Consider the following 21,516-nt stretch of genomic DNA (forward strand, 5'->3'; position numbering starts at 1 on the left):
TTAAAGCCGGGAGGTCGATGAGCGTAATTTGTACGCTAGCGGCACGTTCCTCGCCAGCCGTATCGCGTAGCCAAAACACAACAGCCCACCAGAAGGCGGGCCGTTGTTGGGGCAATCAGACGATGATCAGTCTTGACGGCTGGTCACTTCGAGCAGGTGGTAACCGAATTGGGTTTTCACCGGGCCCTGCACGACGTTGATCGGCGCGCTGAACACCACGGTGTCGAATTCCTTGACCATTTGGCCCGGACCGAACGAACCCAGGTCGCCGCCCTGACGGCTGGAAGGGCAAGTGGAGTTGGCCTTCGCGACTTCTGCGAAATCAGCGCCGCCCTCGATTTGCGTTTTGAGTTCGTTACATTTTTCTTCGCTGGCAACCAGGATGTGACGGGCAGTGGCTTTAGCCATGGGTAAATTTCTCCTTTCAATGTTCGGTAAAGTGACGAGCCTACCGGATTCAGTGGCCCATTTCTTCTCAAAGTTCAGTCGGATGTCTACAGGCCGGCCTTTCGCAGCCGTTCGGCGTGCTGCACGTACAATCCGATCGGATCGACGCCGGGACGTACTCGACCTGCGGTCTGATTGATACTGTCCATATGGTCCAGCGGATAGTCTGAGCGAATCACCTTGCCCAGGTGGGAGCTGAAGCGTCCGACCATGCCATCGTTATGCTCGGGCTCCGAGCAGAAATAGCGGGAAAAGGCACGACAGATTCCGTGCAACGGGTCGAGCGCATTGAGGCCCTCGTCAAATACGCTTCCCTGCAAGGTGCCGCTCCAGGAGTAGTAGCGAACCCCATTGACCTGATCGCGCCCCTTGCCGCCCCATGTGGTAGGCAATCCTTGCGGGTATTTGGCGTTAAAGGCACCGACCCCTTCAGTGGTCAGCGCGTTCAGCGCAGCGACGGCATTTTGCGGCAGCTTTTGGTGACCGCTAAGGATCGAGATGAAATCTGCAAACAAAGTGGCAGCAGTTTCTGCGACTGCTTCCGGGAGTTTCCCCGGGGTGAGGGCCTTGCGCAGGAAATCGGCCAGTTCCGAGCCGTGATTAGGCCCGCTGACAGAGGTGACCGAAGCGACCAGCTCTGGCGCAACCGCTGCGGCATAACGCACGGTGAGTGCCCCTTGACTGTGACCTATCAGGTTGACTTTTTCTGCGCCGGTACCGTCGAGCACTCGTTCGATTTGCGCCAGCAGTTGTTCGCCGCGGGTTTCGTTGCAATGGGTCGCTGAAAGATGAGGAATGAACACCCTGGCGCCAGCGCTTCGCAGGGCTTGTTTGATGTCGTGGAACAGCTCGACCCGGCCAATTCGATCAAAACCGAACAGTCCGTGGACCAGCAGGATCGGAAACTGAGTGGTTGCATTCCGTTGCATGTGCGTACCTGTTACTGAAGTGGATGGGGTATCGAAGCTCACTCTAAAGCAGTCCCACGCCACTGCGATGTGCGAAAAGTCCGCTGTAGCTGGGCGAAAACGGAATAGGGAAAGTACGAATGCTCGAATATCCACGAGGCTTTGTTCCGAATATTTGGACGTCCTTTCGACAGCTTTTGCCTGTGGCCCTTGAAGGGCTTACGGGAGGAGGGACGTTTGCCCATGTGTTCCGGCGACGGGCCCGGCGTGCGGTCTTGACGTCGTCCAGCCTTGGGCGAGGCTGGACGACTGGCGCCTTAGTGCCGGCGAAGCCGCTCTGTTGCCTCAAGCAACAGTTGCTCCGTGCCGCTCCAGCCCAGGCAAGCATCAGTGACCGAAACACCGTAACGCAGCGAGGGGCTCAACGGTTGGCAACCTTCGAACAGGTGACTTTCAATCATCATGCCGATCAACGTGGTGTCACCTCGCAAACGCTGTTCGAGGACATCGTTGAAGACTGCCGGTTGACGCAGCGGATCCTTGCCGCTGTTGGCATGGCTGCAATCGACCATGATGCGCGGCGCAATGTTCAGCTGGCTCAGATCGCTTTTCACCTGTGCGACGCTGGCGCTATCGTAGTTCGGTCCGCGATGGCCGCCGCGCAAGACCAGATGAGTGTCGGGATTGCCCGGTGTGTGCACGATTGCGGGATGCCCCTGGCTATCGACCCCGAAATGACGGTGCGGGTGGGCGGCCGACCGCATGGCATCGCTGGCCACGGTCACGCCGCCGTCGGTGCCGTTTTTGAACCCGACCGGCATGCTCAAACCGCTGGCCATTTCCCGATGTATCTGCGATTCGGTGGTGCGTGCGCCGATCGCGACCCAGCTGAGCAGGTCGTCGAAGTAGCCAGCGGCCATCGGCTGCAGCAATTCGGTAGCAACCGGCAATCCAAGCTCGAGCATTTCGCGCATCAGCGCCCTGGACAGGGTCAGGCCGTGGGCCATGTCATCGCTGCCGTTCAGATGCGGATCGTAGGCGAGGCCCTTCCAGCCAATCGTGGTGCGCGGCTTTTCGACATAGGCGCGCATTACCAGCAGCATCTGGTCACTGACTTCGGCGGCGAGGCGGGCAAGATTGTGGGCGTACTCAAGAGCGGATTCGGGGTCGTGAATTGAGCAGGGGCCGACGATGACCAGCAAACGCGAGTCGTTACCGTTGATTATCGAGCGGATGGCATCGCGGTGGCTGGCGACTTGACGGGTCAAGGCATTGCCGAGCGGTAATTGCTGTTTGAGTTGCAATGAGGTCGGCAGGCGCACGGTCAGCGCTTCATTGGCGGGGCTCAGGGTAGGCAGTGGCAGAGCGGAGACGGACGAGTTCATCTTCAGGATTCCTGGGCTGGCGGCGGGTTCGTTCCCGCGCACTCGGCCCTATTGGGGTGTTCGACAATTGGCCGGGTTGACCGCGCGTGTGTGCTTGCCACCTGCAGGTGACCGATCGGAGGCGGCAGGCTGTCCCGAGCGGAAGTTGCTAAATCGCCAGGCGCTAAACATGTCGTAACGGTAATAAGTGGCGTAGTTCATGTCGTAAAACCTCAAGTGAGTGCAAAAAGTGGCGAGCCAGAAAAACAAAACCCCCGGTCGGGAAGCCGACCGGGGGTTGAGAAATCTCTGGTGGCGACCCGTTTGAAGTGGGCGCCTTGTGGGTATCAGGCGCGCCAGTGGCTAAACCAATACCCAAAATAAAAGCTGACCGGAGTACAGACGTCGTTCACCGGGGCAGCCGCCACCGAGCGCGGGGCGCTGGTGATATGAGGCGGTAAGAGGGTGTCGAACATGGTCTGTCTCCGATGAATGCCCCGAGCTTACTAGAGGCGGGTAGCCGGATTCAATTGGAAAATGCAGTTGATTGACGAAGGTGTTTTCTATTGCTTGAGCGCAGCGAAGGTTGTGACACACTTCAGCGAACAGATCAGGTAACGCCCGAACATGATCCAATCGTCCCTTCCCGCCGAATTTGAATTCAGCCCGGCCACGTCGCGGGACCTGGAGTTTGCGCGAACGCTCACCTGTGAATCCATGCTGCGCTATTACATTCAGCACGATCTGCGCTGGGAGGATGACGCGTTTGACGTTGCATGGGCTGGACGCGAAAACCTGCTGATCATGCAAGGTGGAGAGCGCTTGGGTTATGTGAGTCTGAGTCGCGACGCCAGGGCCTTGTACATCCGTGAGTTGCACGTGCAGCGAGTCTTTCAGGGGCAGGGCGCCGGTTCCTGGGTGATCGATCAGGTTTTCGCGATGGCTATCAAGGAACAACGACCGGCACTGCGGTTGACGGTATTCCAGAATAATCCAGCTAAAGCCTTGTATGAGAGAAAGGGCCTGAAGGTGGTCGGCACAGACGATTGTTTCCTGAGAATGCAGCGTGACGTGAGGGCCGCGAATGTCTGAAACGCGCAGGCGACAAGCGTTTCAAGACGAATTGAAACTGTTTTAATGACGCTTGCCGCTAGGTCTGCCAGTTGCTTTTTGCTAAGGTGTCGGCAACTCAATATGACCATATCGCGAGGTGTCTGCTTGATTAGGGTGCTAGTGGTCGATGATCATGATCTCGTTCGTACCGGCATTACACGAATGCTGGCAGACATCGATGGCCTGCAAGTGGTCGGCCAGGCCGAGTCAGGCGAAGAAGCCCTGCTCAAGGCGCGCGAACTGAAACCCGATGTGGTCCTGATGGACGTCAAGATGCCTGGCATCGGCGGTCTGGAAGCCACGCGCAAAATGTTGCGCAGTCAGCCAGACATCAAAGTCGTAGCGGTCACTGTGTGCGAGGAAGATCCGTTCCCGACACGCTTGCTGCAGGCCGGTGCTGCCGGTTACCTGACCAAGGGCGCCGGGTTGCCGGAAATGGTCCAGGCCATTCGCCTGGTATTTGCCGGACAACGTTACATCAGCCCGCAAATCGCCCAGCAACTGGCCATCAAATCATTCCAGCCGAGCAACGATTCGCCCTTCGACGCGTTGTCGGAGCGGGAAATCCAGATCGCCTTGATGATTGTCGGCTGCCAGAAAGTGCAGATCATATCCGACAAGCTCTGCCTCTCGCCTAAAACCGTGAACACCTACCGTTATCGAATTTTTGAAAAGCTTTCGATCAGCAGCGATGTCGAATTGACGCTGTTGGCGGTTCGTCACGGCATGGTAGATGCCAGCCTCTGACATGACCGAAACTTTCGATCCGAGCGCATTCCTGTCAACTGTCAGTGGCCGTCCCGGCGTCTACCGCATGTTTGACAGCGAGGCGCGCCTGCTCTATGTCGGCAAGGCGAAAAACCTCAAGAATCGACTGTCGAGCTACTTCCGCAAGACGGGCCTCGCGCCCAAGACCGCCGCGCTGGTAGCGCGAATCGCCCAGGTCGAGACGACGATCACAGCGAACGAAACCGAAGCCTTGTTGCTTGAGCAGACGCTGATCAAGGAATGGCGGCCGCCCTACAACATTCTGATGCGCGACGATAAATCCTATCCCTATGTGTTTCTTTCGGACGGGCAATTTCCGCGCTTGAGCATTCACCGCGGTGCGAAGAAGGCCAAGGGCAAATACTTCGGTCCGTATCCGAGCGCGGGGGCGATTCGCGAAAGCCTTAGCCTGCTGCAAAAAACCTTTTTCGTCCGCCAGTGTGAAGACAGTTATTACCGAAACCGTACGCGCCCGTGTCTGCAATACCAGATCAAACGCTGCAAGGCGCCGTGTGTCGGTCTGGTCGAGCCCGAGGTTTACGCTGAAGATGTGCGCCACTCGGTGATGTTTCTTGAAGGACGCAGCAATGCCCTGACGGACGAACTGTCGACGGCGATGGAAGAGGCGGCGATCAATCTGGAATTCGAGCGGGCTGCCGAACTGCGGGATCAGATCTCGTTGCTGCGCCGGGTGCAGGATCAGCAGAGTATGGAAGGCGGCTCTGGCGACGTTGACGTGATCGCGGCGTTCATCAATCCGGGCGGCGCATGCGTTCACCTGATCAGCGTGCGGGGCGGGCGGGTGCTCGGAAGCAAGAACTTCTTCCCGCAGGTGGGTATTGAAGAAGACGTCTCTGAGGTCATGGCAGCGTTTCTTGGACACTATTTCATCAGCAGCCCCGAGCGCGACCTGCCGAGCGAACTCATTGTCAATGTGGTTCACGAAGATTTCCCCACCCTGATCGAGGCCATTGAAGAATTGCGCGGTCGTGAGTTGACCATCAGCCACCGGGTCCGGGGTACACGCGCACGTTGGCAACAGTTGGCCGTGACCAATGCCGAACAGGCGCTGGGTGCGCGGCTGGCCAACCGACAGCATATGGGTGCCCGTTTCGAGGCGCTGGCCGAAGTGCTCAAACTCGATGAACCGCCGCAGCGACTCGAGTGCTACGACATCAGTCACTCCAGCGGTGAGGCCACGGTGGCGTCCTGTGTGGTATTCGGTCCGGAAGGCCCGATCAAGTCCGATTACCGTCGTTACAACATCGAAGGTGTGACGGCGGGCGACGATTACGCAGCCATGCACCAGGCGCTGACCCGGCGCTTCAGCAGACTCAAGGACGGCGAAGGCAAACTGCCGGACATTCTGCTGGTGGACGGTGGCAAGGGCCAGTTGTCGATGGCTCGCGATGTGCTCAATGAACTGGCCGTGCCCGACCTGATTTTGCTCGGTGTGGCCAAAGGCGCAACGCGCAAGGCGGGTTTTGAAACGCTGTATCTGAACGATGCCGCGCACGAGTTCACCTTGCGCGGCGACTCACCGGCACTGCATTTGATTCAGCAGATACGCGACGAGGCGCACCGTTTCGCGATTACCGGGCACCGCGCCCGTCGTGGTAAAACCCGCCGCACGTCTACGCTTGAGGGCGTTGCAGGAGTCGGGCCGACGCGCCGCCGCGATTTGTTGAAACATTTTGGTGGATTGCAGGAGCTGTCTCGTGCAAGCATCGAAGAGATCGCCAAAGCACCCGGAATCAGTAAAAAGCTTGCAGAGTTGATTTATGCAAATCTGCACAGCGAGTAGAATGCCACCTCACCTCGTAGCCAGTTGTGCCGATGAATATCCCTAATCTGATTACCGTACTACGCGTCCTGCTTATCCCGATCTTCATTTTACTGTTCTACCTGCCATACCATTGGAGCTACATGGCGTCCGCTTCGGTATTCGCATTCGCTGCAGCAACGGACTGGCTGGACGGGTACCTGGCCCGCCGTCTGGAACAGAGTACGCCGTTCGGGGCCTTCCTCGATCCGGTGGCCGACAAGCTGATGGTTGCGGTCGCCCTGGTGTTGCTGGTGCAAGAGCACGGTAATCTGTGGCTGACACTGCCCGCAGCCGTGATCATCGGGCGAGAAATTGTCATTTCGGCGCTCCGCGAGTGGATGGCCGAACTCGGCGCGCGTGCACACGTTGCAGTATCGAATCTGGGCAAATGGAAAACCGCTGCCCAGATGCTGGCGCTGGTGATCCTGCTGGCCAACCCGTCAAGCTTCACGTTCTGGGTTCTGCTGGGTTACGCCTTGCTGCTGATCTCGGCGGGTTTGACGCTGTGGTCGATGGTCCAATACCTTCGCGCAGCCTGGCCGCATCTGAAGACGGACGTTGAAAAGAAATAAAACATTTTTGAATCAAAGGGTTGACGGGGCATTCGCTTTCTATAGAATGCGCCTCACCAAGACGCGGGAATAGCTCAGTTGGTAGAGCACGACCTTGCCAAGGTCGGGGTCGCGAGTTCGAGTCTCGTTTCCCGCTCCAGATATTGTTCTGCAGATTTCCACTGAATTCTGTAAGTGATTGAAATAAGGGCCTTTTGGCCCTTTTTTCGTTCCAGCGGGAACCACTGAAATCCAGCTCCATCCAGTGCTTTCGAGTCCCGATTTAAGTTCCGAATGAGGATCTTGGATTTGGATGTGCACTGAATCGGTTTTTTGCTGGGGCAGCTTGGATAGCGAGACGAGGAGACGCCTTCAGCTGCAATAGATCCCCAGAAAAAACGAACCGCTGATCACGCCGGCTGCCAGCAGAAGTGCAGGCTTGCGGCCTTGATGCATTGCCACGCCCATAATCCGCATGTTGCTGGGGCCGGGGTTCGCCGCTCCAACGATGTAGGCTGTGAAGACGAACAGCAAGTGATGAAAATCAAATGACATGAGTAACCCCTTGTTAACTGTCTAGGCGCCAGCAACTCGCCGCCACCGTCTGTCCTGCAACTTCTGCTTCCAACTGCAGCAGGCAGCCTGAGTCAGGTGCCCCTCCGAGCACTTCCAGCTTGAGTTCCTGACGGGAACTGGTGATGTACAGAGTGGTGCCATCTTTGCCTGCGAAGCAAAGGTCGGAAGGGCTGGGTACTGGAAGGCCTATCATTCGGTCCAGATTGCCCTCTGCATCGAAGCGCGCGAGACTCCAGCCATCACGCTGGGTTGTCCACACGCCGCCTTGTGCGTCCAAAGCCAAGCCGCTTAGGCTTCCCCCGCCGCGTGGCAAGGTAGCCAGTCGGCGCACGGTGTTGCTACCAGGCTGCATCCTGAGGATGTCGCCTGTCCCTGGTGCGATGGCGTATAACGCTGTGCCGGTTGCATCCCACCGAAAGCCACTGACTTGTTCACTCAAGCTCCAGCCATGGCGCAGTTCCCCCTCAACACTCACCTCACCAATTACGCAGCCGCTTGACGTTCTGGTACATCCCCACAGCGTGCCTGATGGATGGGTGCCCAAGGCCAGGAGGCGGGAGCCCAGAAGATCCTGCATGGAATGCTCCGCGCCTTTCCAATCGATGAGTGACCAGCCTCCTGCGTGGGCTACCAACAAGCCATCATGGTGCATCTCCATGGCACGCACAGGGAAGTCCAATCGGCTCAGAATGCGGCTGCTGCGACCGTCCCAGCAATGTATCGCCGGTGCAAGGGTGTCCGCCCAATAAAGCCGTTTTTGCTCGGCGTGCCAGCGCGGGAAGGCACCATGGAAAGCCCATGGCCCGGGCACTACATTCGTAGCGCTGGTCGCGTGGGCTGAGGGTTCACCCCGCAGTTGTTCTCCGACCCGTCGCGCGGCATCTGCCAGCTCCGGACCGAGCAACGTCAAACGCTCCAAGGTGAGTCGATAGGCCGGCCCGGCGACGCTCAGCGCACCGCGCACGTTGCCGTGCTTATCGATGATCGGGGCGGCGACGCAACGCACTCCTAGCCGTATCTCTTCATCATCCAGCGCGTAGCCGCGAGTACAGGTGATCTGCAATTCGGCCAACAAGCGCCGGCGATCGGTGATCGTCAGCGGTGTCAGCGGCTCCAGCACCAGCCCCTTGAGAATATCGTCACGGGCGCCAGGCGCCAGCGCCGAAAGGATGGCTTTACCCTGGCCGGTGCAGTACACCGGCTTGCCCTGGCCCAGGCTGGCTGCAGAGCGCAGGGTGTGGGCGCCATCGCAACGCTCAAGCGACAACACTTGGTTACCGTCCAGTACAGCCAGGTAAGAGGTTTCGCCTGTGAGGTCACGCAATGCACGAAGCTCGGCGCTGGCGGCGGCCACAAGGTCCGGCTCCAGGTACGCGTTACGCACCATCTCCAGATAATTGAAGCCCAGCCGGTAGACCTTGCGTGTGGGGTCGCGCCGAATCATGCCGCGCTCTACCAGCGTGGCGAGGATCCGGTACATCGTTGTGCGTGGCAATTGAACCTGAGCGGCCAATTGCGTTTGGCTGATGCCGTTGGGAGTTGCGCCAACGGCTTGCAAGACATCCAAGGCTTTTTCCAGCGCGCCCGTGCCATCCCCGGTCTTCATCGAATATTCCCACCTTTTGGAACTGCTCTGGTTGGTTACCCATTCTGCTGCTTTTTCATTCGGTTTTCCGCCATAGAATCGAACTCAGCGGGGCAAGTTACGGGTTGAGTTCCACATGGTGGGAATGCCGGACTGCTCATCAGATGCCGTATCGTTTGGAGAACTTATAAGAATGTCCACCATCCACACCTACGCTGACGCTCATGAAAGCGCTTCGGGCAAGCGGGTAGAAGTCAGTGATGAAGTCCTGGCCAGGCTCGCCACGTGCAGCAGTGGTTCGTTAACGACCCAGTTATTCAAGCGTGGCTTTCGCCAGCCCGCGCTGGTCGGCCTGCGCGCCATGACGCGCGACACCAAGCCGTTCGCTGGACGCGCTTTCACCATGCGCTTTATCCCGGCGCGTGAGGATATCGATACCTACGCGACGATGACGACCAAACCCAATGACGACAACCTGCAGTGGCAGGGCGTCGAACAGATTCAGCCGGGTGATGTATTGGTGATCGATAGCCGCAATGACCCGGCCGCCGCTTCCGCTGGCAACATCCTGGTGACCCGGCTGCTGGCACGCGGCGCCAAGGCCATCGTGACAGACGGCGCCCTGCGCGACGGCAGCGAAATTGCTGGCATGAACCTGCCGGCCTACGCCCGTGAGATCACGGCCACTACGCGCATTTCCTACCACCACGTTGCCGATCTGCAAGTACCGATTGGCTGCGCCGGTGTCGCGGTTTATCCCGGCGACATTATCGTCGGTGATGCTGATGGCCTGACCTTGGTGCCGGCCCATCTGGCCGAAGAATTGGCCGAGGTCTGCAGCGTGCAGGATGACCTCGAGCATTACCTGGCCATGCGCATTGCCGCAGGTGAAGCCTTGTGGGGCGTCTACCCACCCAGCCCGGCTTCGATCGCCGATTACCACACCTGGGTCGCCCATGGCCGCCCGACCATTCCTTCAATCATTGCCCGCAAGGAGGACTGACCGTGGCCGAGCACACTTACGCCCAATTGATTCGTCGCTATTTCGATGCCTGTAACGAGGCTGACTACGACAAATTGGTGTCCTGCTTCACTCCGGATGCGGTGCATTACTTCCCCGCCGGCCTGCCGGATATTCCATGGCGCACGGCCGACGCCATTGCCCGTAAGTGGCAGTGGTGCGTGGAGAACCTCGGTTCACAGTGGACCATCGAGAAAATCCTGGTCAGTCACGACAGCCATGAAGCGGTGATCGAATGGACGCACTGGAAAAGCAAGCTGAACACGGCCCTGCGCGGGGATGAGTGGTATGTATTCGACGAGCAGAGCGGTCTGATCAAAGAGATTCGTGCGTATTACGCCTCGCCTGCGGACAAGGCCGTCGCGATCAATGAACTGGTGGATTTCGACTACGCAGGTCGTGGTTACAACCTCGGCCCTGCGCCGCACTGAACGGAGATCGACATGAGTAATCAACAAGACCCCGCATTGGTTGGCATCGACAAGGTGGTGGCCAAGGCAGTAGACGCCGCGGTTACCTGGGCCGAATCATCAGCCGCTGTACGTGCCACTTTACTGCGTGGATTAGCCTCTGCCCTTGAGCACAACCAGGCGCAACTGGTGGCCATCGCGGACCGTGAAAGTGGGCTGGGTGAAGCGCGGCTCAACGGCGAAGTCGCACGTACCGCGTTCCAACTGCGTGGGTTCGCCAGCGAAGTGGAGGCGGGCGTGCCTTTTCGCCGCGTTGTCGATGAGGCCATCGCCGGTGCCCCACCGGTTGGCCGGCCGAAACTGGTGCGAGTGCAGCGTCCGCTGGGGCCTGTAGCGATGTTTTCCGCGAGCAATTTTCCGTTCGCTTTTTCGGTACTCGGCGGCGACACGGCTTCTGCGCTGGCAGCCGGCTGCCCGGTGGTAGTCAAGGCACACTCGGGTCACCCTGCGCTGTCTCGTGCTGTATTCGAGGTGGCCGCAGCCGTCATTCGCGAGCAAGGGTTGCCCGAGGGCGTACTGACTCTGGTTGAAAGCACCTCACGTGCAGGCGGTATTTACCTGGTGCAGCATCCTGCAATTGCCGCCGTAGCGTTCACGGGCTCTTTCCAAGGGGGCAAGGCATTGTGGCAAGCGGCAAATGAACGTGCGCGTCCGGTGCCATTCTTTGGTGAGTTGGGCTCTATCAACCCGTTGGTCGTGTTGCCGACGGCACTGGAGCACAACAGTGAAACGCTCGCCAAGACACTGGCGGCCTCCATTACGCTTGGCAGCGGTCAATTCTGCACCAGCCCAGGCCTGATAGTTGTTTTGGAATCGCCCCAGTCCCAGCGTTTTGTCGCTCAATTGGCCGAAGCCATCGCACCCATCGGCACGCACCGCATGCTTACAGCAGGCATGCAGAAGGGGTTCGAGGCCGCCGTTGCCACCGTGGCGCAGCATGCGACACCTGTCTTTGACAAAGCTGCGGAGGGGGCCGGACCGGCACCTCAATTGTTGGCCGCCGATGCAGAAGCATTTATCGCCAACCCGCACCTGCGTGAGGAGATGTTTGGTCCTGCCGCGTTGATCATCACTGCCGGGTCACTGGCTCAGGTCATTGAGGTGCTGGACGTGGTGGGTGGGACCTTGACCACCACGCTGTGGGGCGCCGAAGAATCCAGTGAATTCAATCGGCAATTGGTGCGTGCTGCCGAGCGTGTATCAGGTCGCGTCTTGTTCGGCGGCGTGCCGACCGGAGTGGCTGTGTGTCACGCGCAGCAGCATGGCGGACCATGGCCGTCGTCGACCACTCCACAAGCCACCTCGGTCGGTTATGCCGCGCTCGAGCGCTTCTTGCGCCCGGTGGCGTTGCAAGACGCGCCGGCCTGGGTCCTGGGTTAAACGGAGGGCGTAACGATGATGCGACATATCGTAATGTTCCGGCGCCTGGCGGGTGTCGAACCGCAGCCTGAACTGGAAGCGCGTCTGGTCGCGCAGATGCGCGGCCTGGAGGCGGAAATTGACTTCATTCGCCAGTGGAGCGTGGCCGCTAATGAGCTGCACCGGCCGATCTGCTGGGACTACATCCTTGAGTCCACCTTTGATGACGGGGCGGCGGTCGAGCGTTACCTGCCGCACCCCGCGCACCAGGCCTTGGTGGCGGACCTCAAACAGTACTTCGAATGGGTGGCAGTGGATTACAGCGTCTAGACCCCAGCAGCGCCTGGCCTGTTGCCCGGGGCAGGCGCTATAACAACAAGATCCGGCATTGCAATGCCGGGCGGAGATGTAAATGAACAAGAAAAAGAACTACCGCTGGACAATCCTGACGATGCTGTTCCTCGCCATGGTCATCAACTATATCGATCGCGCAGCCTTGTCGATCGCAATGCCGTTTATCACCCAGGAATATCACCTCACGCCTTCGGAAAAAGGCATGATCTTCAGCAGCTTTTTCTTCGGCTACGCGCTGTTTTGTTTTATTGGTGGTTACCTCGCCGACCGCTTCGGCCCCAAGCGCGTACTGACCTGGTCCATGAGCTTCTGGTCGGTGCTGTGTGGCTCCACTGCGTTGGCGTTCAACTTCTGGTCGCTGCTGATCGTCCGCGCGCTGTTTGGCGTCGGTGAGGGGCCGGTGTCAACCACGGCCAACAAAACCGTCAACAGCTGGTTTCCAATCAAGGAGCGTGCCCGCGCCATCGGCCTCAATCAGGCCGGGGGGCCATTGGGCGGTGCCTTGGCCGGTCCCATTATTGGTTTTCTCGCCCTGTGGTTGGGCTGGCGCGTTGCCTTTGTGGTCATTGCCGTGATCGGCTTGGTCTGGGCGGTCGCCTGGTACCGACTGGCCACGTCGACCCCGAACGAACACCCTAAGGTCTCGCCCCAGGAACTTGCCGAGATTAACGAAGGCCGTGAAGCGCCTGTGTCTACCGTAGAAAACGCGCCACGCACGCCTGTCCTGGAGATCATTCTGCAGCGTTCGGTGTTGGTCACTGGTGTGTCGCTGTTTTGCTACAACTACATCCTGTACTTCTTCATGACCTGGTTTCCCAGCTACCTGATCGACGCCAAGGGCATCGACCTCAAGGCCATGAGCATCGTTACCGCCTTGCCTTGGCTGGTGGGCACCGTTGGTTTTGTCTGCGGCGGCCTGCTCATTGACTGGGTGTTCAAGCGCACCGGCAAGCAGTTGTTTTCGCGCAAAGTGGTTCTCGTCACGTGCCTGTTGATTGCGGCGGTGTGTATCGGGTTGACCGGTCAGGTTCAGAGCGTGACAGCGACCGTGGCGGTAATGACCGTCGCCATCGGTTTCTTGATGCTCACCGCGCCGGCCTACTGGTCGCTGATCCAGGATGCTGTACCGGATCACCAGGTCGGCACAGCAGGCGGGTTCATGCATGGGCTGGCCAATCTGTCGGGCATTGTTGCGCCAACGGTCACTGGCTTTATCATCCAGTCCACCGGCACTTACAGCAGTGGTTTTGTCTTGGCAGGTGGTCTTGGCATCCTCGGTGCGCTGATCGTGGCGTTCTTTGTTGGCCAAAAGCCGCAGAAACGCGAAATGGCTATCGCCGTCGCCTGACCCTGTGAAACGTCGGCGAAAGTCGGCGACCGTAACGAATTTGGGAATTTGTCATGCCTACGCTGCTTATCACCGGCGCTGCCGGTATCGTCGGAACCGCGCTGCGGCCCTTTCTTCGTCAGCGCTATGCGCTACGCCTGCTTGATCGTAAACCTGTTGAAGGTCTGGTGGCAGGCGAGACGGCGGTGGTCGGTGATCTGACCGACCCGGCCTGTGTGCAACAGGCCGTCAATGGGGTAGATGGCATCCTGCATCTGGCCTGCGCTCACGGCACCGACATTGAGTTCATCAGCACGGTCGAGCCCAATTATCACGCCACCTTGTACCTGTTGGAGGCTGCGTTGCAGCACGGCGTAAAGCGTTTTGTGTTCGCCAGCAGCCATCACGTGTTGGGCCAGCACCGCAGTGACGCCGCTGAGTACTTTGACGACATGCCCGTGGCGCCCGACAGTTACTACGCGTTGAGCAAGGTATTTGGCGAAGCCGCCTGCGCCATGACCTCCCAGCGCAGCGACTTGGCCACGTTCATTGTACGTATTGGTAATGCTGACCCTAAGGTGTCCGACGCCCGCCGTTTGCGCATGTGGACCAGCGCCCGCGACTTGGCGCAATTGCTATTGATTGGCCTGGAGCACCCGGACGTGCATCAGGAAATCGTCTACGGCGTCTCCGAAAGTCCTAATCCGCTGTTCCACAACCGGCGCGCTCGCGCCTTGGGCTACACGCCGCAAGATAACGCCGGTGAGCATCTTGCCGAGCATTATCTGCCCTACGAGGCGATGGCACCCGTAGGGTCGGGCCGTGACCACGTGGGCGGAGCCTATGCCGGTGTGCCGTTGGCCAGTGTCTTGGAGCGTGTATGAAGATTCTCCGTGTCGACACGATAGTGGCGGAGATTCCATTCCAGGATGGTGGCAAAGGGCAGGGCGGTACGCCTTCTACCTGGCGCACCCTGGAAAACGTACTGATTCGTCTTGAAGACGAGCAGGGCAATATCGGCTGGGGTGAAGCCTTCGGTTACTTCGTTGCCGACGCAACCAAGGCACTCATCGATCGTCTGATTGCACCGCTGTTGCTGGCGCAAGACATTACCGATATCCCCGCATGGAACCTGGATTTGCAGCGACGTCTGCACCTGTTTGGCCGTTATGGGTTGACGCTGTTTGCCATCTCGGGGATCGACATCGCCCTGTGGGATTTGGCCGCTCGCCGTCAGGGCGTGCCGTTGCATCGACTGCTGGGTGAGTCCTGTCGAGACCAGGTGCCGGCGTATGCCAGCCTGGTGCGTTATGGCGACGACAAGATCGCCCCGGCGACCTGCGAGAAAGCCTTGGCGATGGGCTTCACCGACCTCAAGCTGCACGAGGCGACCCTGCACGACATCGCCGCCTGCCGACGCGCCGTGGGTAATTCGGTGCCATTGGCCACCGATGTCAATTGCTCGTGGAACGTGCAGGACACCCGCGAGTGGCTGCCGGCGTTGGCGGACCTCAACTTGGCCTGGCTGGAAGAGCCGATCTTTCCGCCCGAAGACTTCGCCACGCTCGCCAGCCTGCGGGGCCAGGGCGTACCGATTTCCGCCGGGGAAAACTGGTGCACAGCCGTGCAGTTCGAGCAGGCCTTGACGAGGGGGGCGGTCGATTCGATCCAACCCAGTGTGACCAAGGTCGGCGGCATTTCCGAATGTCTGCGCATTGCCGAGTTGGCGCGCGAGCACGATGCCGTGGTACTGCCGCATTGCCCGTACTTTGGCCCCGGGTTGATCGCCACTCTGCACTTGGCGGCGGTCCAGCCTTGGGTTCCCCAGGTGGAGTACCTGTTTGTGGAACCGGCGGACTGGCTGTACCCGGTCGAGTCGCTACGCCAGGGTAACCAGTTACTGATTCCCCAGGATGTCGGGCTTGGCGTGGACATTGATCTGCAGGTGATCGAGCGTTTCCGGCGTAGTTGACGTTTCATCCTTTTGTAAATTGATAAACCGTAGTCGCCGCGCAACCGGCGGCCGGGTTTGCCGTGCCTGATCCAGGCGCAGGAGGTCCCATGCAACCTGTCGTACTGAGCAATGCCACTTGGACATTGAGTTTGCTGCCCGCCTGGGGCGGTCGTATTGCCACCCTGCGCGCGAAGGGGCTGGATGTGCTGGTTCCGATCGACAGCGAAAGTTTCGATCCGCTGAACTGGCCCAGGGCGGGCGCTTATCCGCTGATGCCGTACTCCAACCGCCTGCGTAATGCGAAACTTAGTTTCAACGGTCGCGTGCACGGCTTGCCGGCCCATCCAGCTGCTGCCCCCCATACCTTGCACGGCGTGAGTCACACGCTGGCCTGGGACGTGGTCAGGGCAACTGCCGATCACGTGCTGATTGCCTGTGATTATAAAGGTGAGCATTGGCCATGGGCGTTTCGTGCCGAGCAGCATTTTTCCTTGCTCGGCAATCGCTTGCGTATCACGTTAGCGTTGACGAACAACGGCGAGCAGCCCATGCCCGGCGGACTCGGCTTGCACCCGTATTTCCAGCGCCACCCCGGTCTGCGCGCGCACTATGCGGTCGGCCGTGATTGGGCCATTGATTGCGACTACCTCGTCACTGGCGAGTACCTCGACCAACTGCGCAACGTGGTGTTCGAGGCGGACGATGCGAGCGCACTGGCCCATTACCAGTCGAGTTGGAATGGGCATCTGCAACTGGCGTATGAGAGCGGCCAGCTCGACCTACACGCATCGGCACCGCTGAGTCATTTCGTCGCCTTCGCCCCGGCCAATGCCACCTACCTTTGCCTGGAGCCGGTGTCGCACCTTGCCGACGCCTTCAACCAGCCGCGTCCAACCTGGCACGACGTGGGCACTCATGAACTGGCACCAGGGCAACGCCTGAGCGCAACCCTTGATTTCACCTGGCACGACACCTGACGTCATCCACTGACCGCTGAACCGACACCCACCACCGAGAACAATAATAATGAAAAGATCCTCACATGAGGCGGGCTTCGCTCGCGCTGCAAAACCTCTGACACTGCTGCTCAGCCTTGGCCCCTTGGCGGCCCAGGCCGATCTGATCGATGACGCCCACGGCAACCTGACCTTGCGCAACTTCTACTACAACCATGACTTGCGTGACTCGACCAAGCCGGCACAGTCAAAGTTGGAGGAGTGGGCACAGGGTTTCATCTTCAAAGGCGGCTCGGGTTACACCGACGGTATCGTTGGCGTAGGTGTGGATGTCTACGCAGGCCTGGGGCTCAAGCTCGACTCGTCGCCCTCGCGCAGTGGCACCGGATTGCTGCCTGGCGCTTACGACCGCGCCGGTGGTCCGCGCAATGCCGACCCGCGTTCGGTCGACAATTTTTCCGAGGCCACCGCTGTGCTCAAACTGAAGTATTCCAAGAGTGAACTGAAGGTGGGTGGCCTGTTTCCGAAAATCCCGCTGGTCACTTCCGGGGATTCCCGACTGCTGCCGCAGTTCTTTGAAGGCGCGATGCTCGACATTCGCGAGTTCGATAATCTCGATATCAGCCTGGGCCAGATGCGCCGCGTCAATCAGCGCGAATTCGCGGGCAGCCGTGAGATTCAGGTGGGCAATTACTACAGCGTGTTCAGCGACCGCTTCAATTACCTGGGCGGTACCTGGCGCATCAACCCGCAATGGACCGCAGGTGCGTGGGGTGGACGTCTGGAAGATGTCTATCAGCAAAACCTGTCCACCGTGACCCATACGCACAAGGCAGGTGAGTGGAACCTGTCGGGTACGCTCAATTACCTCGACACCGGTGAGTCCGGCGCTGAACAGGCTGGCAAACTCGACAGCCGCATGACGTCCGGGATGCTCAGCGCCAACCTGCGCGCGCAGACTTTCCGCATTGGCTACCAGTACAACGCCGGTGACAGTGCGCTGCCGTTTATTCACGACACCGACCTGCCAGGCGTGGCTAACGCGGTTCAGGTTCTACGTTTCGACCGTGCACAGGAGCGCTCGTGGCAGGCGCGTTATGACCTGGACTTTGCGCCGCTCGGCGTGCCCGGCCTGACGGCTTTTGCTCGTTACGTGAAAGGCGACAATTTCAAGGTTGCAGGTCAGGACGCCAGCGAATGGGAGCGCAACCTGGATATCACCTATGTGATTCAGGACGGCCCACTGAAAAACCTTGCGCTGCGCTGGCGCAATGTCCAGTTGCAAGGGGATGCAACCGGGCGCCGGGATGAAAATCGGGTGATTCTGGCCTATACCTTGCCACTGTTTTAGTAGCCGCAATTGATCACGTTGCCGCACTGCTTGTAGTGCGGCAGCTTTGTTTTATGGAGGTGCATGTATCGTGACTCAAACCTACCAACTCGATGCTGCCATGCAAGCCTATGTCGAGGCCAGCCAGCGCTTCTCCCCCGCAGATGGCAGCCTGGCCGCTCGGCGCGAAGCGTTCTTGCGTGCCTGTCGAGCGTGTACGCCGTCTGCGCCTGACGACTGGCGGATTGATGATCTCCGATGGCAGGGAGTGCGCTTGCGATGCTACCGACCCGACGACATCACCCCCGTGGGAGGTTGGCCAACTCTGCTTTATATCCACGGCGGCGGCTGGGATTTGGGTAGCCTTGATACCCACGACTGGTTTGCATACGCCTTGGGCCAGCGGTTGAAGGTGGCCATCGTCGCGGTCGATTATCGGCTTGCACCTGAGCATGGCTATCCTGCTCCATTGGAGGATTGCCTAGACGTTTGGCATGGACTGCGGGAGGGACTCGTCGATCCTGATCTCAGTACCGAACGCTTGATGGTCATCGGTGACAGTGCCGGAGGTACGCTGGCGGCGGGTTTGTGTATGGCCTTACGACGAGATGGACATCCTCAGCCGTTGGCCCAGGTACTGATCTATCCGGTTTTGACGGTTGCACATCAACTTCCATCCATGCAAGAACATGCAAATGCACCGATGATGACAGTGACCGGTCTGGCGAAGTCTCTGGAAGGGTTTCTGCCGAATGCGCAAGACCGACTGGACCCATGCGCCATGCCTTTGGAAGCGAAAGACTTTCGTGGGCTCGCGCCGACGTTCGTTGCCGTGGCGCAAATTGATCCTCTGCGAGATCACGGAGTGTTCTATCACGATGTATTGGCGGCTGATGGCGTGGACACACAATTGCACATCGCGCGAGGCATGGTGCACTCAGGGTTGAGGGCTTTCGGAGCGCCAGTAGTGGAAGCCGCTTGGGACTCCATCGCACTGTTCGTGGAGAAAAAACTGTAGCCTCAGTGCTGCCAACGATGGATTCCAACCCTGCTCTGATCAACCTGCGGCCCTGGTTTAATGTGCTGGGTCCATGGGTGGGTGCCAGCTTCAGGGCCACTGTCGTTTATCAGTAGATCTTTAGCTCAGTTATGAATCACAGGGTTTGACTGCCGCTACTTTTAAGGGCGGCAGCGACTGCCGCTGAAAGTGAGGTGGTGGTCCTGCCGATCAGCTTCGATAGCTGGTGGCTGTCATCGAAGAGTGCACCCTCAGATGCGCTGATATCGTACCCAGCGACGGCGCGCGCCACTGGTTCTGGCAAGCCGAAACCCGTTAGAGCATTGGCGTAGTCCGCCTCAGGCAAATTCTTGTATGGAATGTCTTTGCCGATTTGTCGTGAGACTTCTGCAGCCAGCTCAGAGAGTGTCCACGCGGTGTCGCCAGCCAATTCGTAAGTTTTGTTCTCATGGCCTTCACGGGTGAGCACTACTGCAGCGGCGTGTGCGTAGTCTTCGCGCGTCGCTGCGGCAATCTTGCCAGCCCCGGCGCTGCCAAGAAAAGCGCCGCCAGCAAGCGCTCCTGGGATGAAGCCAGTGTGATTCTCGGCGTACCATCCGTGACGCATGAGGGTGAACTCAAGGCCCGAGTCTCTGAGCGCTGCTTCGGTTTGGCGGTGCTCCCCGGCGAGGCTCAATGGTGAGGTGTCTGCATGAAGAAGACTGGTGTAAACGATGCGCTTCACGCCTGCCTGCTGCGCCGCATTGATGACGTTTCGATGCTGCTCCACGCGCTTGCCGATTTCGCTTGATGAAATCAAAAGCAGCGTGTCAACTCCCGTGAGGGCCGTAACAAGGGTTTCAGGCTTAGAGTAATCTGCTGTTCGAGCCGCTACGCCCAACTCGCTTGCCTTGATCGGGTTGCGAACGAGGGCGACGATATCGGACGCGGGTACTTTCTGTTTGAGTTTCTCAACAACGAGTCGGCCGAGTTGGCCAGTCGCACCGGTGATGGCAATCATGAAGAAGCTCCTTGTACAAAAAATGTAGGCGCAGGCAGAATATTGGCCTGGCAATCTTTTTGTAAGTACGCACCTGAAGGTAAGTATGTATGTCTGATTCTGTTCCTCGTGAAGTTATTGAGCGGCCCACGACCGTGGCTAACCAATTACGTGAGGGGCAGCTGTTTGACCCAGGCTGCCCTTTAAGGATAATCCTTCAGCACGTCACGAGCCGTTGGGGCGTATTGGTACTGGTAGCGTTAATTGCAGGTACGCACCGCTTTAGCGATCTGCGTAGAAAGATTGGAGGTGTAAGCGAAAAGATGCTTGCACAAACACTTCAGTTTTTGGAAAGCGATGGATTTGTTATACGTAAGTCCTACCCGGTAGTACCACCTCATGTTGAGTATAGCCTTAGCCCTATGGGGCTTGAGGTGGCGCGTCATGTAGAAGTCCTCGCAGATTGGATTGAAGCGAATCTACCAGAAATTATGAATGCGCGTCTCTCGCGCCAAGATTAATAGGTAACTTTTTTAACGCCTTTGCTCATAATATGAATTTGTTGTTTTTTTTTGTTTGTGAAACAAATTGATCCTCACTCCTTAATATATTTGAGTGGGGAATAACTGTTATTGCTTCACTGCATACATTCTTGGTCGAGCCTGCAGTCGAAACTAAAATATTATATTTTTGACATTGTTACCTCAGATTAAAGAGTGCTCTCTAAGGCGCATACACACTGACGGGGTTGGACTTGAAAACTCCGCTGAGAATGAAGGCATAGCGTTCGGGCCGGATAAAAAAGGTCGTGCGGTCACAGCAGCGGCCGTTGGCGAAGTATGACGTGCGTTCCATCACCAGCAGCGCCGCACCACGTTTGACGTTCAGCGCGCTGGCCAGGCTTTTGTCGGCTTCCTGAGCGCGAATCGCCAGGTCGGCACGGCTCACGGGCAGGCCGGTGACCGCCTCCAGCACTGAGTAGATCGGCTGGTGCGCCACATCCGCCCAGACCACGCTTGCCAGTTCGGCGGGCAAGTAGCTGCGGCCCAAGGCGATGGGTTCTTCATCGACAAAATGCAGGCGCTCCACTTGCAGGCAGCGCGCTGCGTCCGCAAATAACTCACGCAACGCCTCTGGCACCGGCTGCTCGCTGTGGCTGATCACGTGCATGCTCGGCTTGAGCCCTTGCAGTAACAGCGCCTCATGAAAACTGCGCAGGGCATCGAGGCCGTGGCGCACCTGCTTGGCCGCGACAAACGTGCCTTTGCCTTGTTTGCGCTCGACCACACCCTCATCGCTGAGCCTGCCAACGGCCAGGCGCACGGTAACGCGGCTGACGCCAAACCGTTGGCCCAACTCGGCCTCGGAGGGCAGTTTGCCGCTCGGTTCGAAATCGCCGCGCTGGATCTCTTCCAGCAATCGATGGGCAATCTGCTCGTAGAGCGAGGTGGTGCTGTCGCGAAGAATAGACGTGGGCACTGTCGGTTCCTTGACCTTGGAGCGGGGCAGGTGTGCCTTCACTTCTAAGGTTATAGAAATAGGTTATTGGGACGACTAGTATTAATACGTATTATGTCGAGCAAGCCCATTGTAAACGACCTGACGACACTT

At 58.7% G+C, this 21,516-nt stretch carries 22 protein-coding genes and 1 tRNA gene; 16 read left to right on the forward strand and 7 right to left on the reverse strand.

Annotated elements, in window-relative coordinates; genetic code table 11:
- Nucleotides 1-126: 126 nt before the first annotated feature.
- The 3 genes from ACYZT1_RS12615 to ACYZT1_RS12625 form a co-directional block, all read right to left on the reverse strand.
- Nucleotides 127-408, reverse strand: coding sequence for a peptidylprolyl isomerase (locus ACYZT1_RS12615; RefSeq protein ID WP_150615470.1), 282 nt, complete (start codon nt 406-408; stop codon nt 127-129).
- 86 nt (nt 409-494) lie between these two features.
- Complete coding sequence (locus tag ACYZT1_RS12620) at nt 495-1,376, reverse strand: esterase/lipase family protein (RefSeq protein WP_462019238.1); 882 nt, start codon at nt 1,374-1,376, stop codon at nt 495-497.
- 296 nt (nt 1,377-1,672) lie between these two features.
- The gene (locus ACYZT1_RS12625) at nt 1,673-2,740 is read right to left on the reverse strand and encodes a 3-deoxy-7-phosphoheptulonate synthase (protein WP_462015062.1); all 1,068 of its coding nucleotides are present in this window, start codon (nt 2,738-2,740) and stop codon (nt 1,673-1,675) included.
- 606 nt (nt 2,741-3,346) lie between these two features.
- Between ACYZT1_RS12625 and ACYZT1_RS12630 the strand changes: the two genes are divergently transcribed.
- The 5 genes from ACYZT1_RS12630 (at nt 3,347) to ACYZT1_RS12650 (ending at nt 7,136) form a co-directional block, all read left to right on the forward strand.
- Entirely contained in the window at nt 3,347-3,811 is a 465-nt protein-coding gene (locus ACYZT1_RS12630; RefSeq protein ID WP_462015063.1) for a GNAT family N-acetyltransferase, read from the forward strand.
- Nucleotides 3,812-3,937: 126 nt separating this feature from the next.
- Nucleotides 3,938-4,579 carry a response regulator transcription factor GacA gene (gene gacA / locus ACYZT1_RS12635; RefSeq protein WP_462015064.1) on the forward strand — a complete coding sequence of 214 codons (642 nt, stop codon included), beginning with the start codon at nt 3,938-3,940 and terminating at the stop codon, nt 4,577-4,579.
- Nucleotide 4,580: 1 nt separating this feature from the next.
- The gene (gene uvrC, locus ACYZT1_RS12640) at nt 4,581-6,404 is read left to right on the forward strand and encodes an excinuclease ABC subunit UvrC (protein ID WP_462019239.1); all 1,824 of its coding nucleotides are present in this window, start codon (nt 4,581-4,583) and stop codon (nt 6,402-6,404) included.
- Nucleotides 6,405-6,436: 32 nt separating this feature from the next.
- Nucleotides 6,437-6,997, forward strand: a complete 561-nt coding sequence (pgsA, locus tag ACYZT1_RS12645) for a CDP-diacylglycerol--glycerol-3-phosphate 3-phosphatidyltransferase (protein WP_462015065.1) — start codon at nt 6,437-6,439, stop codon at nt 6,995-6,997.
- A 63-nt stretch (nt 6,998-7,060) separates the two neighbouring features.
- Nucleotides 7,061-7,136: transfer RNA gene (locus tag ACYZT1_RS12650), tRNA-Gly, on the forward strand.
- 212 nt (nt 7,137-7,348) lie between these two features.
- Here the strand turns inward: ACYZT1_RS12650 and ACYZT1_RS12655 are convergent.
- Nucleotides 7,349-7,531, reverse strand: a complete 183-nt coding sequence (locus ACYZT1_RS12655) for a hypothetical protein (protein ID WP_462015066.1) — start codon at nt 7,529-7,531, stop codon at nt 7,349-7,351.
- A gap of 13 nt (nt 7,532-7,544) precedes the next feature.
- Complete coding sequence (locus ACYZT1_RS12660) at nt 7,545-9,158, reverse strand: IclR family transcriptional regulator domain-containing protein (protein WP_462015067.1); 1,614 nt, start codon at nt 9,156-9,158, stop codon at nt 7,545-7,547.
- A 172-nt stretch (nt 9,159-9,330) separates the two neighbouring features.
- Between ACYZT1_RS12660 and ACYZT1_RS12665 the strand changes: the two genes are divergently transcribed.
- The 10 genes from ACYZT1_RS12665 (at nt 9,331) to ACYZT1_RS12710 (ending at nt 18,926) form a co-directional block, all read left to right on the forward strand.
- Nucleotides 9,331-10,140 carry an RraA family protein gene (locus ACYZT1_RS12665; RefSeq protein WP_462015068.1) on the forward strand — a complete coding sequence of 270 codons (810 nt, stop codon included), beginning with the start codon at nt 9,331-9,333 and terminating at the stop codon, nt 10,138-10,140.
- Between the two features lie 2 nt (nt 10,141-10,142).
- Nucleotides 10,143-10,589 (forward strand): nuclear transport factor 2 family protein, encoded by a 447-nt coding sequence (locus tag ACYZT1_RS12670; RefSeq protein WP_049708973.1) that lies wholly within the window; start codon nt 10,143-10,145, stop codon nt 10,587-10,589.
- Between the two features lie 12 nt (nt 10,590-10,601).
- Nucleotides 10,602-12,008, forward strand: a complete 1,407-nt coding sequence (locus ACYZT1_RS12675) for an aldehyde dehydrogenase (NADP(+)) (protein ID WP_462015069.1) — start codon at nt 10,602-10,604, stop codon at nt 12,006-12,008.
- Between the two features lie 15 nt (nt 12,009-12,023).
- Nucleotides 12,024-12,317, forward strand: coding sequence for a Dabb family protein (locus tag ACYZT1_RS12680; protein WP_462015070.1), 294 nt, complete (start codon nt 12,024-12,026; stop codon nt 12,315-12,317).
- 82 nt (nt 12,318-12,399) lie between these two features.
- Entirely contained in the window at nt 12,400-13,689 is a 1,290-nt protein-coding gene (locus ACYZT1_RS12685) for an MFS transporter (RefSeq protein WP_462015071.1), read from the forward strand.
- A gap of 53 nt (nt 13,690-13,742) precedes the next feature.
- Nucleotides 13,743-14,552, forward strand: a complete 810-nt coding sequence (locus tag ACYZT1_RS12690) for an NAD-dependent epimerase/dehydratase family protein (RefSeq protein ID WP_462015072.1) — start codon at nt 13,743-13,745, stop codon at nt 14,550-14,552.
- Nucleotides 14,549-15,640 carry a mandelate racemase/muconate lactonizing enzyme family protein gene (locus ACYZT1_RS12695; RefSeq protein WP_462015073.1) on the forward strand — a complete coding sequence of 364 codons (1,092 nt, stop codon included), beginning with the start codon at nt 14,549-14,551 and terminating at the stop codon, nt 15,638-15,640. Before ACYZT1_RS12690 ends, ACYZT1_RS12695 begins: the two co-directional genes overlap by 4 nt.
- 89 nt (nt 15,641-15,729) lie before the next feature.
- Nucleotides 15,730-16,599, forward strand: a complete 870-nt coding sequence (locus ACYZT1_RS12700; RefSeq protein WP_462015074.1) for an aldose 1-epimerase — start codon at nt 15,730-15,732, stop codon at nt 16,597-16,599.
- A 49-nt stretch (nt 16,600-16,648) separates the two neighbouring features.
- On the forward strand, nt 16,649-17,929 hold the full coding sequence (locus ACYZT1_RS12705; RefSeq protein ID WP_462015075.1) for an OprD family porin: 1,281 nt from the start codon (nt 16,649-16,651) through the stop codon (nt 17,927-17,929).
- 70 nt (nt 17,930-17,999) lie between these two features.
- Nucleotides 18,000-18,926, forward strand: coding sequence for an alpha/beta hydrolase (locus ACYZT1_RS12710; protein ID WP_462015076.1), 927 nt, complete (start codon nt 18,000-18,002; stop codon nt 18,924-18,926).
- A 136-nt stretch (nt 18,927-19,062) separates the two neighbouring features.
- Here the strand turns inward: ACYZT1_RS12710 and ACYZT1_RS12715 are convergent, their stop codons facing one another.
- The gene (locus tag ACYZT1_RS12715) at nt 19,063-19,926 is read right to left on the reverse strand and encodes an SDR family oxidoreductase (protein WP_462015077.1); all 864 of its coding nucleotides are present in this window, start codon (nt 19,924-19,926) and stop codon (nt 19,063-19,065) included.
- A gap of 89 nt (nt 19,927-20,015) precedes the next feature.
- Between ACYZT1_RS12715 and ACYZT1_RS12720 the strand changes: the two genes are divergently transcribed.
- Nucleotides 20,016-20,426 carry a winged helix-turn-helix transcriptional regulator gene (locus tag ACYZT1_RS12720; protein WP_462015078.1) on the forward strand — a complete coding sequence of 137 codons (411 nt, stop codon included), beginning with the start codon at nt 20,016-20,018 and terminating at the stop codon, nt 20,424-20,426.
- A gap of 202 nt (nt 20,427-20,628) precedes the next feature.
- Here ACYZT1_RS12720 and ACYZT1_RS12725 read toward each other — a convergent pair whose 3' ends face one another.
- Nucleotides 20,629-21,384 (reverse strand): GntR family transcriptional regulator, encoded by a 756-nt coding sequence (locus tag ACYZT1_RS12725; RefSeq protein ID WP_462015079.1) that lies wholly within the window; start codon nt 21,382-21,384, stop codon nt 20,629-20,631.
- Nucleotides 21,385-21,516: the final 132 nt, after the last annotated feature.

Source organism: Pseudomonas sp. PB3P13, assembly GCF_054897735.1.